Below are 12,676 nucleotides of genomic sequence, written 5' to 3'. Positions count from 1 at the left end.
AGCGAGACGCATGGGCAGGGCTGATGTACACTGCCGTGAAAGATTCGTGGTTAAATCAAGGTGGAACGCGTGGAATTACTTTCTCAATATGGGTTGTTTTTGGCCAAAATCGCGACGGTGGTGATTGCCATTGCGGTGGTTGCTGTTCTGATTGTCAACCTGACGCAGCGCAAGCGCCAGCGAGGGGAATTACGCATCACCCGCCTGAGCGAGCAGTATAAAGAGATGCAGGAAGAGATGTCTCTGGCGCTGCTTGATAGTCATCAACAGAAACTCTGGCTGAAAGCGCAGAAGAAAAAGCATAAACAGGAAGCCAAAGCGGCAAAGGCAAAAGCGAAGCTCAATGCGCCGCAGGATAAGGCTACGCCACGTGTCTACGTGCTCGATTTTAAAGGCAGTATGGATGCGCATGAGGTTTCTTCTCTGCGGGAGGAAGTAACTGCCGTTCTGGCCGTAGCGACACCGCAGGATCAGGTTGTCGTGCGTCTTGAAAGCCCGGGCGGGGTGGTTCACGGTTACGGACTGGCCGCCTCACAGCTGCAGCGCCTGCGTGAAAAACAGATCCCGCTGACCGTGGCCGTGGATAAAGTGGCGGCCAGCGGAGGCTACATGATGGCCTGCGTGGCGGACAAAATTGTAGCCGCGCCGTTCTCTATCATTGGCTCGATCGGCGTGGTCGCGCAAATTCCGAACTTTAACCGCTTCCTGAAAAATAAAGAGATTGATATCGAACTTCACACGGCGGGTCAGTATAAACGTACCCTGACGCTGCTGGGGGAAAATACGGAAGAAGGGCGTCAAAAGTTCCGTGAAGACCTCAACGAAACGCATCACCTCTTTAAAGATTTTGTGCACCGTATGCGTCCGACGCTCGATATTGAACAGGTCGCGACAGGGGAGCACTGGTACGGCGTCCAGGCGCAGGAGAAAGGACTGGTGGATGAAGTCGGAACCAGCGACGATCTGCTGCTCAACCTGATGGAAGGCCGGGAACTGGTGGGCGTGCGCTTTACCCAGCGTAAGCGACTCCTTGACCGCTTTACCAACAGCGCGGCAGAAAGCGCGGATCGCATGCTGCTGCGCTGGCTACAGCGCGGACAAAAACCGCTGCTGTAAACAAAAACGCGAGGCACATGCCTCGCGTTTTGCATTAATCGACCAGGTGATATTTCTCGGAAAGCGTATGCGCCAGGTATTTAAACATATTAAACACGGCGGTGCTTTTCGGGGTCGGCAACCCCTGTTCGTCAAGGAAGTATTCGCCGCTGAAAATCAGCACGCCATTACGCTGCTCTACGCCGGTGGCTTCAATGCCCGCCAGCGTATCTTCATGGTCACGGATAAGCTTGTTTGCTTCGATAAGCAGAGAGGCTCGGTCAATAGGTTGGGTCGTATTCTGCATAATCCACTCCTTAAACAGTGACAATAGTCTACGCCGAGGGCGCTTTGGGGGCAAATTTTCCCTGTAATGTGAGGGGATAAGGTGCAGGGGCCCGGCTGGCGGGATTTGCTTTTGCATGCTAATAAAGTTGCGTAACGAATTTTATCAGGTAGAGTGTGCGCTTTCGTCATTCTGGCAACAGAATTGCTTGACATTCAACCTGGAATTCGTCACGAATTACACGAGATGTGAGAAAAATACCCGAAAACTCAATCACCTGGGCGTCTTTTCTTTAACGCCCGGTAAGACAAAGGGGTTGATATCTCCTGACGCAGTCGCAATATCATTGGCTCGTCGTCAGCGGAAGGGAAATCAACGTGCGGCGTATTCCTGGAAGAATTAAATTAGGTAAAGGTGAATATGGGTAAAGCTCTCGTCATCGTTGAGTCCCCGGCAAAAGCCAAAACGATCAATAAGTATCTGGGTAATGACTACGTGGTTAAGTCCAGCGTGGGTCATATCCGCGATTTGCCGACCAGTGGCTCAGCCAGCAAAAAGAGCGCAGACTCTACCTCCACCAAAGGGGCTAAAAAGCCTAAAAAGGATGAACGTAGCGCGCTTGTCAACCGCATGGGTGTTAACCCATGGCATAACTGGGATGCACAATATGAAGTGCTGCCCGGGAAAGAAAAAGTCGTTAACGAGCTGAAGCAGCTTGCTGAAAAAGCAGACCACATCTATCTCGCAACCGACCTTGACCGCGAAGGGGAGGCCATTGCGTGGCACCTGCGGGAAGTGATCGGTGGTGATGACAAACGCTACAGCCGTGTAGTGTTTAACGAAATTACGAAGAATGCGATTCGTCAGGCGTTTGAGAAGCCGGGCGAACTGAATATTGACCGTGTAAACGCACAGCAGGCACGTCGCTTTATGGACCGCGTTGTGGGCTACATGGTTTCTCCACTGCTGTGGAAGAAGATTGCCCGTGGCCTGTCCGCAGGTCGTGTGCAGTCCGTCGCCGTGCGTCTGGTCGTTGAGCGTGAGCGCGAAATTAAAGCCTTCGTGCCGGAAGAGTTCTGGGAAGTTGACGCCAATGTGACCACGCCGGGCGGTGACGCTCTGCCGCTGCAGGTAAGCCATCACAACGATAAGCCTTTCCGTCCAGAAAACCGCGACCAGACCATGGCCGCCGTAGCGCTGCTGGAAAAAGCACGCTATCAGGTGCTGGAACGTGAAGATAAACCGACCAGCAGCAAACCGGGTGCCCCGTTTATTACCTCTACGCTGCAACAGGCTGCAAGCACGCGTCTGGGTTATGGCGTGAAGAAAACCATGATGATGGCCCAGCGCCTGTATGAAGCGGGCTACATCACCTACATGCGTACCGACTCAACCAACCTGAGCCAGGACGCGGTCAACATGGTGCGCGGCTACATCAGTGACAATTTCGGTAAGAAATACCTGCCGGAAAACGCTAACCAGTTCGCCAGCAAAGAGAACTCTCAGGAAGCACACGAAGCGATTCGTCCTTCTGACGTCTCTGTGTTAGCGGAATCGCTGAAAGACATGGAAGCCGACGCGCAGAAGCTGTATCAGCTGATCTGGCGCCAGTTCGTGGCGTGCCAGATGACCCCAGCGCAGTACGATTCCACCACGCTGACCGTTGGCGCGGGTGATTTCCGTCTCAAAGCGCGCGGTCGTATCCTGCGTTTCGATGGCTGGACGAAAGTGATGCCTGCGCTGCGTAAAGGTGATGAAGACCGGACGCTGCCGGCGGTGAACAAAGGTGATGAGTTGTCGCTTGTCGATCTGGTTCCGGCACAGCACTTCACCAAGCCGCCTGCGCGCTTCAGTGAAGCGTCCCTGGTGAAAGAGCTGGAAAAACGCGGTATTGGTCGTCCGTCGACCTACGCGTCCATCATCTCGACGATTCAGGACCGTGGCTACGTACGCGTTGAAAACCGTCGTTTCTATGCGGAAAAAATGGGTGAGATCGTCACCGACCGTCTGGAAGCTAACTTCCGCGAGTTGATGAACTACGATTTCACCGCGCAAATGGAAGACAGCCTCGACCAGGTTGCCAGCCATCAGGCGGAATGGAAAAAGGTACTCGACAGCTTCTTCAGCGACTTTACCGACCAGCTTGAAAAAGCGGAGAAGGATCCTGAAGAGGGCGGAATGCTGCCTAACCAGATGGTTCTGACCAGCATCGACTGCCCAACCTGTGGCCGCAAGATGGGGATCCGCACCGCAACCACGGGCGTGTTCCTTGGCTGCTCCGGCTATGCACTGTCACCAAAAGAGCGCTGCAAAACCACCATCAACCTGGTGCCTGAGAACGAAGTTCTCAACGTGCTGGAAGGTGACGATGCGGAAACTAACGCTCTGCGTGCCAAACGCCGCTGCAAGAAATGCGGCACGGCAATGGACAGCTACCTGATCGATCCAAAACGTAAGCTGCACGTCTGCGGTAATAACCCAACGTGTGACGGGTATGAGATCGAAGAGGGCGAGTTCCGCATTAAAGGCTACGACGGCCCGATTGTGGAGTGCGAGAAGTGTGGCTCTGAAATGCACCTGAAAATGGGGCGTTTCGGTAAGTACATGGCCTGTACCAACGACGAGTGTAAAAACACGCGCAAAATTCTGCGTAACGGTGAAGTGGCTCCGCCGAAGGAAGATCCGGTTCCGCTGCCAGAACTGCCGTGCGAGAAATCCGACGCGTACTTCGTGCTGCGTGACGGCGCTGCGGGTGTCTTCCTGGCCGCCAACACCTTCCCGAAATCGCGTGAAACGCGCGCGCCGCTGGTGGAAGAGCTGCATCGCTTCCGCGATCGTCTGCCTGAGAAACTGCGTTATCTGGCCGATGCGCCACAGCAGGATCCGGAAGGCAACAAAACCGTGGTACGGTTTAGCCGTAAAACCAAGCAGCAGTATGTTGCGGCCGAGAAAGAGGGTAAAGCGACCGGATGGTCAGCTTTCTTTGTCGATGGCAAATGGGTTGAAGGCAAGAAATAATCTTCCCTTACCGTAACTTACCTGTAAAAGGGCCGGATTTCCGGCCCTTTTTTATTGCCTTGTTATTATTTTTTGTTCCGTACTATACAGTCAGGCTATAAATGATATAGTGGTTATAGTTAACCTGTTTCTTATTATTAAATCGTCTTAAGCGATTGACCGCATGCGCTAAATCGGATGGTCTGGCATGAAATTACAGCAGCTTCGTTATATCGTTGAGGTGGTGAATCATAACCTTAACGTCTCTTCAACCGCCGAGGGGTTATATACCTCGCAACCGGGCATCAGCAAACAAGTTCGTATGCTGGAGGATGAGTTAGGTATCCAGATATTTGCCCGCAGCGGTAAGCATCTCACCCAGGTGACGCCTGCGGGGCAGGAAATCATCCGCATTGCGCGTGAAGTCCTCTCCAAAGTCGATGCGATAAAGTCAGTGGCGGGGGAACACACCTGGCCGGATAAAGGTTCGCTGTATATTGCCACAACGCATACCCAGGCGCGCTATGCGCTTCCCGGTGTTATCAAAGGCTTTATCGAGCGTTATCCCCGCGTCTCTTTGCATATGCACCAGGGCTCGCCAACGCAAATTGCTGAAGCCGTGTCCAAGGGTAATGCAGATTTTGCCATCGCCACCGAAGCGCTTCATCTCTATGACGATCTGGTGATGCTTCCCTGCTATCACTGGAACCGTTCTATTGTGGTGACCCCGGATCACCCCCTGGCGGGTAAAGGGTCGGTCTCTATCGAAGAGCTGGCGCAATATCCGTTGGTGACGTATACGTTTGGCTTTACCGGAAGGTCCGAGCTTGATACGGCCTTTAACCGGGCAGGGCTAACGCCGCGCATTGTCTTTACCGCGACGGATGCCGACGTGATTAAGACCTATGTGCGGCTTGGTCTGGGGGTGGGCGTCATTGCCAGCATGGCGGTGGATCCGGTGTCAGACCCTGACCTGGTGCGTCTTGATGCGCACGATGTTTTCAGTCATAGCACCACAAAGATTGGATTCCGTCGCAGCACCTTCCTGCGCAGCTATATGTATGATTTTATTCAGCGCTTTGCCCCTCATTTAACGCGTGATGTGGTTGATACCGCCGTTGCATTACGCTCAAATGAAGATATTGAAGAGATGTTTAAAGACATCAAACTCCCCGAAAAATAATCACACCCGGTATCTTTCCCTTACGGAAAGATACCGAAATAACGCCTCAAAGCTAAATTAGAATTATCATCATCTACGCACTCCCTGTCATATAATGTCATTATCCATTTAACCTGTAAGGTTATAATGTCGTGAATTGGCGACAAAAGTAGAAACTAATTTACGCCTTCGCAAATTTTTCTTTTCAATTATTTATTTCTTGTCAAAAGATTGAATATTTCATACCTCCCGGTGCGTAAATTCACTGGCTTTTCGGCTAAAGTTTCTTTAGGATTTATCTCAACAGATGATTAATTGTACCAATTGTTTGGTCCTAAATGATAAGCGATGTCGATTGTATGAGGTTAGCAATGCCTTCAGGAAGTGAAGAACCGCAAAGGGATCCTGCGCTCAAGCGTAAAGCCTGGCTGGCGGTCTTTCTCGTCTCTACCCTGTTTTGGGTGGTGGTTGCTCTCCTGGCCTGGAAATATTGGGGTTAAATATGGCAGTGACGGTACGTACAGAAACGGTAAAACAGATGTGTCAGCATCGTGACAACGGCCACAGAGGGCGTAAAGCACCTGCGACTGTTGTACCCGCGTCCTGGAAACTGACGCCGCAACAGCAAGCGTTTATTGATGTGTTCGCAGAAGACGAACCCAAAAAACAATAATTTAGTTAATTGCGTAATGATGCAAATAGTCTGAATATCGACTCTGCACTTTTGTACTCTTTAATTAATACACATCAGCAATATAGCACTGAGGATTCACCTCGGAACTTTTATAAATAATGCCTGGTGTCCCTATGATGAATAACATGACGTCTCACAAATACTGGTCATGGATCGGCGTTTTTACCGTGTCGATTCTGTTCTGGAGTCAGCTCATCTGGTTGGCCCTCCACTAAATTGTAAAACCTCGCTACGGCGGGGTTTTTTGTTTTCCCATTCTGGACCAATCCTAAATTTATCAATTTGGGTTGTTATCAAAACGTTACGACATCTTTGTGTTATCTTTAATTACGGCCCTGATGATTGTCGGGACATCTCTGTGATTAAGGAGGAGCTTATGTCGTTAACCCTACGCGAAGCCAGTAAGGACACATTACAGGCAGAAAACAAAACCTGGCATTACTACAGCCTGCCGCTGGCTGCCAGAACGCTTGGGGACATTTCGCGTTTACCCAAGTCATTGAAAGTTTTACTGGAAAATTTATTGCGCTGGCAGGACGGTGACTCTGTCACCCTCGATGATATCCAGGCGCTGGCAGGGTGGCTTGAAAAAGCCCATGCCGACAGAGAAATCGCTTACCGCCCGGCAAGGGTGCTGATGCAGGACTTTACCGGCGTCCCTGCCGTCGTTGATTTAGCCGCGATGCGCGAGGCTGTTAAGCGTCTCGGCGGAGATACGGCAAAAGTGAATCCGCTTTCCCCCGTTGACCTCGTCATTGACCACTCTGTAACCGTTGACCGCTTTGGTGATGACGACGCCTTTGGCGAGAACGTGCGTCTGGAGATGGAGCGTAACCACGAGCGCTACGTGTTCCTGAAGTGGGGGCAGCAGGCGTTCAGCCGGTTTAGCGTAGTCCCGCCAGGTACCGGTATTTGTCACCAGGTAAACCTTGAATATCTGGGTAAAGCCGTCTGGAGTGAATTGCAGGATAAAGAGTGGGTCGCCTATCCGGACACGCTGGTGGGTACGGACTCCCATACCACCATGATCAACGGTCTGGGCGTGCTCGGCTGGGGCGTCGGGGGTATCGAAGCGGAAGCGGCCATGCTCGGCCAGCCGGTGTCCATGCTTATCCCGGATGTGGTGGGCTTCAAGCTCACCGGCAGGCTGTCTGAAGGCATTACCGCCACCGATCTGGTGCTCACCGTCACCCAGATGCTGCGTAAGCATGGTGTGGTAGGCAAGTTTGTCGAATTCTACGGGGACGGACTGGATTCGCTGCCGCTGGCCGACCGCGCCACCATTGCCAATATGGCGCCGGAATATGGCGCAACCTGCGGCTTTTTCCCCATCGATGATGTCACGCTGGAATACATGCGCCTTAGCGGACGGAGCGAAGAGCAGGTCGCGCTGGTGGAGGCCTATACCAAAGCGCAGGGCATGTGGCGAAACCCGGGCGATGAACCGGTCTTCACCAGCACGCTTGAACTCGATATGGGAAGCGTCGAGGCGAGCCTCGCCGGACCGAAACGTCCGCAGGATCGGGTCGCGCTGAGTGACGTGCCAAAAGCCTTTGCCGCCAGCAATGCGCTGGAAGTGAACGTGGCGCAGAAAGACCATCGTCCAGTCGACTATGTTCTGAACGGACATCAGTATCAGCTCCCGGATGGCGCGGTGGTTATTGCCGCCATCACCTCCTGCACCAACACCTCGAACCCCAGCGTATTAATGGCGGCCGGTCTGCTGGCGAAAAAGGCGGTAGAGCTTGGGCTAAAACCTCAGCCATGGGTCAAGGCCTCGCTGGCACCGGGTTCCAAAGTGGTGTCGGATTACCTGGCGCAGGCCAAACTGACGCCGTACCTTGACGAACTGGGCTTTAACCTCGTGGGCTACGGCTGTACAACCTGTATTGGTAACTCCGGCCCGCTGCCTGAACCTATTGAAACGGCGATCAAGCAGGGCGACCTGACGGTAGGCGCGGTCCTGTCCGGCAACCGAAACTTTGAAGGGCGTATTCACCCGCTGGTGAAAACCAACTGGCTGGCCTCGCCGCCGCTGGTGGTCGCTTATGCCCTGGCAGGGAACATGAATATCAACCTGGTGACCGACCCGATTGGCCACGATCGCAAGAATGACCCTGTCTACCTGAAAGATATCTGGCCATCTTCGCGTGAAATCGCGCTGGCCGTTGAAAAGGTCTCAACCGAGATGTTCCGCAAAGAGTATGCGGAGGTCTTTGAAGGCACGCCGGAATGGAAAACCATTAACGTTATTGGCTCAGATACCTATGACTGGCAGGATGACTCGACCTATATTCGTCTGTCGCCGTTCTTTGATGAGATGCTGGCCGAGCCGGCACCGCTTAAGGATATTCACGGCGCGCGCATACTGGCGATGCTGGGGGATTCTGTCACAACAGACCACATCTCTCCGGCGGGGAGTATCAAAGCCGATAGCCCGGCGGGGCGTTATCTGCAAAGCCGGGGCGTCGAACGTCGTGATTTTAACTCCTACGGATCGCGTCGCGGTAATCATGAAGTCATGATGCGCGGGACGTTTGCCAACATCCGCATTCGTAACGAAATGGTGCCGGGCGTAGAAGGGGGCATGACGCGCCATCTGCCGGGAACGGAAGTCGTTTCGATTTATGATGCGGCGGTCAAATATCAACAGGCAGGTACGCCGCTGGCGGTGATTGCCGGGAAAGAGTACGGTTCCGGCTCCAGTCGCGACTGGGCGGCGAAAGGTCCGCGTCTGCTTGGCGTTCGCGTGGTTATCGCCGAATCGTTCGAACGTATTCACCGCTCGAATCTGATCGGTATGGGGATCCTGCCGCTCGAGTTCCCGCAGGGTGTGACGCGTAAAACGCTGGGTCTGACCGGGGAAGAGCAGATTGAGATTAGCGGTCTGCAAAATCTGCAGCCGGGTAAAACGGTGCCAGTGAAGTTAACGCGGGCAGACGGGAAAACCGAGGTGCTGGATTGCCGGTGTCGTATTGATACGGCAACCGAGCTGACCTATTACCAAAACGACGGCATTTTACATTATGTGATTCGTAAGATGCTGGACTGATGAAACGAGCCCGGCACGCGTGCCGGGCTTTTAGCATCACTCTTTCAGCAGATGGCCCATTTTGGCGGCTTTGGTATCAAGGTAATGGGCGTTTTTCGGGTTACGGCCGACAATCAGCGGTACACGCTCGACGATGTTGATCCCCGCTTCGGACAGGATCTCTACTTTTTTCGGATTATTGGTCAGCAGGCGAACTTCGTCCACGCCCAGCAGCTTGAACATATCTGCGCATAAGGTGAAGTCGCGTTCGTCAGCGGCGAAGCCGAGCTGATGGTTTGCTTCAACCGTATCGTAGCCCTGGTCCTGTAGCGCGTAGGCGCGGATTTTATTCAGCAGACCAATATTACGACCTTCCTGACGATGATAAAGCAGCACACCGCGGCCTTCTTCTGCAATATGAGACAGGGCGGCTTCCAGCTGGAAACCACAATCACAGCGCAGGCTGAACAGCGCGTCGCCGGTTAGACACTCTGAATGGACACGGGACAGCACCGGCGTCTGCCCTGAAATGTTGCCATACACCAGCGCGACATGATCCTGCCCGGTTGCCAGTTCTTCAAAACCCACCATCAGGAAATCGCCCCATGGGGTTGGCAGTTTGGCTTCTGCCACACGTTTAAGCTGCATGTGATTCTCCAGAGTAGGCTGACACGTTTCGTGCCTTTGCCCTGTTTTGCTTTCTGTATCAGTTCATTTTGCCACAAGCTCAGCAGGTTCGCCTAATGGGCACCATGCTATATGAACGTTAAACGCACGATCCGACATCTCCACCCATCGAAAGAATTTCAGTTATGATTGTGAGGCTTAGCGAAAAAGGAGAAGACATGCTTTCTATCGCCAGACGTACGGCAGCAGGTGCGGCCATTTTACTGATTATGCCCCTGGCCGTATGGCTTTCAGGCTGGATGTGGCAGCCCGGGCAGAACGCCATGTGGCTGAAAACGTTATACTGGATTACGGAAACGGTCACCCAGCCGTGGGGAATTATAACCCATGTACTTCTCTGCACCTGGTTTCTGTGGTGCCTGCGCTTTCGTCTGCGCGCGGCGCTGATGCTCTTTGCGATCCTCGGAGGCGCTATCCTTATCGGCCAGGGCGTGAAGTCCTGGGTCAAAGATCGCGTTCAGGAGCCGCGTCCTTTTGTCGTCTGGCTGGAAAATACGCATCACGTTCCGGTGGATGAGTTCTACAATTTAAAGCGTAAAGATCGCGGTATGCTGGTGAAAGAACAGCTTGCGGAACAGCAGGATATCCCGAAATTCTTGCGTAAACACTGGCAGAAAGAGACGGGCTTTGCGTTTCCTTCCGGTCACACCATGTTTGCGGCCAGCTGGGCGTTGCTGGGGGTTGGGCTGCTTTGGCCAAGGCGTCGAACGGTTACGCTGGTGTTTTTACTGGTCTGGGCGACGGGGGTCATGGGCAGCCGCTTGCTGCTGGGGATGCACTGGCCGCGGGATCTTGTCGTCGCCACACTCATCTCATGGCTGCTGGTGACGCTGGCGACCTGGCTGACTGAACGATTCTGCGGTCCGCTAACACCACCGCCAGAAGAGAAAGAAGAAATAGCCGAAAGGGACCAAACGGACGCCTGACGGTTGATATTCCGTATTTTGCCCATAAATCCATGACCGGCGCGTCACTTTTTCCGTTTCGCGCCCGTCGCTAAAATGGTAGTTTATAAGGCTGATTGCGGTGAGTTGAACACACTTTATTCGCTTGAACCACATAACGGGAAGTAATGTGAAATATTTACTCATTTTCTTACTGGTATTGGCGATTTTTGTCATTTCAGTCACGTTGGGTGCACAAAACGATCAGCAGGTGACGTTTAACTATCTGCTGGCTCAGGGTGAGTATCGCGTCTCGAGCCTGCTGGCGGTCTTATTTGCTGCCGGCTTTGCCATCGGCTGGCTGGTTTGCGGTCTGTTCTGGTTGAAAGTCCGTGTTTCTCTTGCGCGCGCTGAACGTAAAATTAAGCGACTCGAAAATAACATTGCCCCTGCGTCTGACATCCCGGAAAGCTCTGGTGTGCCGGTCGTGAAGGAATAATCGACTATGCTGGAGTTGTTGTTTCTGCTTTTGCCTGTAGCCGCAGCCTATGGCTGGTATATGGGCCGCAGAAGTGCGCAACAAACAAAACAGGATGAGGCCAACCGGCTATCCCGCGACTACGTTGCGGGAGTGAACTTCCTCCTGAGCAATCAGCAGGACAAAGCGGTAGACCTGTTCCTCGATATGCTGAAAGAGGATACGGGAACGGTTGAAGCGCATCTCACCCTGGGAAACCTGTTCCGTTCGCGCGGCGAGGTCGATCGCGCCATTCGTATTCACCAGACCCTGATGGAAAGCGCCTCGCTGACCTACGATCAACGTCTCCTTGCGGTGCAACAGCTGGGGCGGGATTACATGGCCGCAGGGTTGTACGATCGCGCTGAAGATATGTTCGCGCAGCTGGTGGATGAAACAGATTTCCGCATCGGCGCCCTACAGCAACTCCTGCAGATTTATCAGGCCACCAGCGACTGGCAGAAAGCCATTGATACCGCTGAACGTCTGGTGAAGCTGGGTAAAGATAAGCAGCGCGTTGAGATAGCCCATTTCTACTGTGAGCTTGCCCTTCAGCAGATGGGCAACGACGACATGGATAAAGCCATGGCGCTGCTGAAGAAAGGCGCCGCCGCGGACCGCAACAGCGCGCGAATCTCCATCATGATGGGGCGTGTCTTTATGGCGAATGGCGACTACGCCAAAGCCGTTGAAAGCCTGCTGCGAGTTATCGACCAGGACAAAGAGCTGGTCAGTGAAACGCTGGAAATGCTGCAAACATGCTATCAACAGCTGAACAAGCAGGAAGAGTGGGTAGCATTCCTGCGTCGTTGCGTGGAAGAGAATACTGGCGCCACCGCTGAACTGATGCTCTCAGACGTTGTTGAGCAGTATGAGGGAAGCGACACCGCGCAGGTTTATATTACGCGTCAGCTGCAGCGTCATCCGACCATGCGGGTGTTCCATAAGCTGATGGATTACCACCTGAACGACGCAGAAGAAGGGCGCGCCAAAGAGAGCCTGATGGTGCTGCGTGACATGGTTGGCGAGCAGGTGCGCAGCAAGCCGCGCTATCGCTGCCAGAAGTGTGGTTTTACCGCGTATACGCTCTACTGGCACTGTCCTTCCTGCCGCGCCTGGTCCACCATCAAGCCAATTCGTGGCCTGGACGGACAGTAATTTTTTAAAACACTTCACTTTAGTTACAACATACTGATAGGTTTGTCCATGTTCTGGACTCCGTGCGGTTTGCTGGCCTGGCAGGCGCATAAATGGATCCTGTCAATTTGCGGCGTCGGCAGGTAGAATGCTGGCCGTTTATCTGTTCCGCGCCGCTGCGCGCCC

11 protein-coding genes are annotated in these 12,676 nt (G+C 53.4%); 9 read left to right on the top strand and 2 right to left on the bottom strand.

Going from position 1 to position 12,676, the window contains the following annotated elements; translation table 11 throughout:
• Positions 1-69 precede the first annotated feature (69 nt).
• Positions 70-1,116, top strand: a complete 1,047-nt coding sequence (gene sohB, locus V1566_RS15795) for a protease SohB (RefSeq protein ID WP_395303940.1) — start codon at positions 70-72, stop codon at positions 1,114-1,116.
• A gap of 34 nt (positions 1,117-1,150) precedes the next feature.
• Here sohB and V1566_RS15790 read toward each other — a convergent pair whose 3' ends face one another.
• Positions 1,151-1,402 carry a YciN family protein gene (locus V1566_RS15790; RefSeq protein ID WP_023312072.1) on the bottom strand — a complete coding sequence of 84 codons (252 nt, stop codon included), beginning with the start codon at positions 1,400-1,402 and terminating at the stop codon, positions 1,151-1,153.
• 399 nt (positions 1,403-1,801) lie between these two features.
• Here V1566_RS15790 and topA point away from each other — a divergent pair, with 399 nt between their 5' ends.
• The 5 genes from topA to acnA all read left to right on the top strand — a co-directional run bounded on the left by topA (position 1,802) and on the right by acnA (position 9,286).
• On the top strand, positions 1,802-4,399 hold the full coding sequence (gene topA, locus V1566_RS15785) for a type I DNA topoisomerase (RefSeq protein WP_395303939.1): 2,598 nt from the start codon (positions 1,802-1,804) through the stop codon (positions 4,397-4,399).
• Positions 4,400-4,586: 187 nt separating this feature from the next.
• Entirely contained in the window at positions 4,587-5,561 is a 975-nt protein-coding gene (gene cysB, locus V1566_RS15780) for an HTH-type transcriptional regulator CysB (protein ID WP_024907120.1), read from the top strand.
• Positions 5,562-5,899: 338 nt separating this feature from the next.
• Positions 5,900-6,040 carry a YmiA family putative membrane protein gene (locus V1566_RS15775; protein ID WP_213327741.1) on the top strand — a complete coding sequence of 47 codons (141 nt, stop codon included), beginning with the start codon at positions 5,900-5,902 and terminating at the stop codon, positions 6,038-6,040.
• Between the two features lie 310 nt (positions 6,041-6,350).
• Complete coding sequence (gene ymiC, locus V1566_RS15770; protein ID WP_032623144.1) at positions 6,351-6,449, top strand: small membrane protein YmiC; 99 nt, start codon at positions 6,351-6,353, stop codon at positions 6,447-6,449.
• A gap of 161 nt (positions 6,450-6,610) precedes the next feature.
• Entirely contained in the window at positions 6,611-9,286 is a 2,676-nt protein-coding gene (acnA, locus tag V1566_RS15765; RefSeq protein ID WP_213327740.1) for an aconitate hydratase AcnA, read from the top strand.
• 36 nt (positions 9,287-9,322) lie between these two features.
• Here the strand turns inward: acnA and ribA are convergent, their stop codons facing one another.
• Positions 9,323-9,913: a GTP cyclohydrolase II gene (ribA, locus tag V1566_RS15760; protein WP_395303938.1), complete on the bottom strand. Its 591-nt coding sequence runs from the start codon at positions 9,911-9,913 to the stop codon at positions 9,323-9,325.
• 197 nt (positions 9,914-10,110) lie between these two features.
• On the opposite strand from ribA, the gene pgpB reads away from it, so the two are divergent.
• The 3 genes from pgpB to lapB all read left to right on the top strand — a co-directional run bounded on the left by pgpB (position 10,111) and on the right by lapB (position 12,511).
• On the top strand, positions 10,111-10,878 hold the full coding sequence (gene pgpB, locus V1566_RS15755) for a phosphatidylglycerophosphatase B (RefSeq protein WP_395306003.1): 768 nt from the start codon (positions 10,111-10,113) through the stop codon (positions 10,876-10,878).
• A 148-nt stretch (positions 10,879-11,026) separates the two neighbouring features.
• Positions 11,027-11,335: a LapA family protein gene (locus V1566_RS15750; RefSeq protein ID WP_023312067.1), complete on the top strand. Its 309-nt coding sequence runs from the start codon at positions 11,027-11,029 to the stop codon at positions 11,333-11,335.
• Positions 11,336-11,341: 6 nt separating this feature from the next.
• Entirely contained in the window at positions 11,342-12,511 is a 1,170-nt protein-coding gene (gene lapB, locus V1566_RS15745) for a lipopolysaccharide assembly protein LapB (RefSeq protein WP_395303937.1), read from the top strand.
• Positions 12,512-12,676 lie beyond the last annotated feature (165 nt).

This window comes from Enterobacter sp. ECC-019, assembly GCF_043974075.1.
GTDB lineage: Bacteria > Pseudomonadota > Gammaproteobacteria > Enterobacterales > Enterobacteriaceae > Enterobacter > Enterobacter asburiae_D.
Note: the sequence above shows the minus strand (reverse complement) of the source record. Positions and strands in the feature narration are given on the sequence as shown.

Excerpts from the sequence above, each read along its gene's own strand:
- V1566_RS15790 (WP_023312072.1), bottom strand. The coding sequence starts at position 1,402 with ATGCAGAATACGACCCAACCTATTGACCGAGCCTCTCTGCTTATCGAA.
- topA (WP_395303939.1), top strand. The coding sequence starts at position 1,802 with ATGGGTAAAGCTCTCGTCATCGTTGAGTCCCCGGCAAAAGCCAAAACG.
- cysB (WP_024907120.1), top strand. The coding sequence starts at position 4,587 with ATGAAATTACAGCAGCTTCGTTATATCGTTGAGGTGGTGAATCATAAC.
- V1566_RS15775 (WP_213327741.1), top strand. The coding sequence starts at position 5,900 with ATGAGGTTAGCAATGCCTTCAGGAAGTGAAGAACCGCAAAGGGATCCT.
- ymiC (WP_032623144.1), top strand. The coding sequence starts at position 6,351 with ATGAATAACATGACGTCTCACAAATACTGGTCATGGATCGGCGTTTTT.
- acnA (WP_213327740.1), top strand. The coding sequence starts at position 6,611 with ATGTCGTTAACCCTACGCGAAGCCAGTAAGGACACATTACAGGCAGAA.
- ribA (WP_395303938.1), bottom strand. The coding sequence starts at position 9,913 with ATGCAGCTTAAACGTGTGGCAGAAGCCAAACTGCCAACCCCATGGGGC.
- pgpB (WP_395306003.1), top strand. The coding sequence starts at position 10,111 with ATGCTTTCTATCGCCAGACGTACGGCAGCAGGTGCGGCCATTTTACTG.
- lapB (WP_395303937.1), top strand. The coding sequence starts at position 11,342 with ATGCTGGAGTTGTTGTTTCTGCTTTTGCCTGTAGCCGCAGCCTATGGC.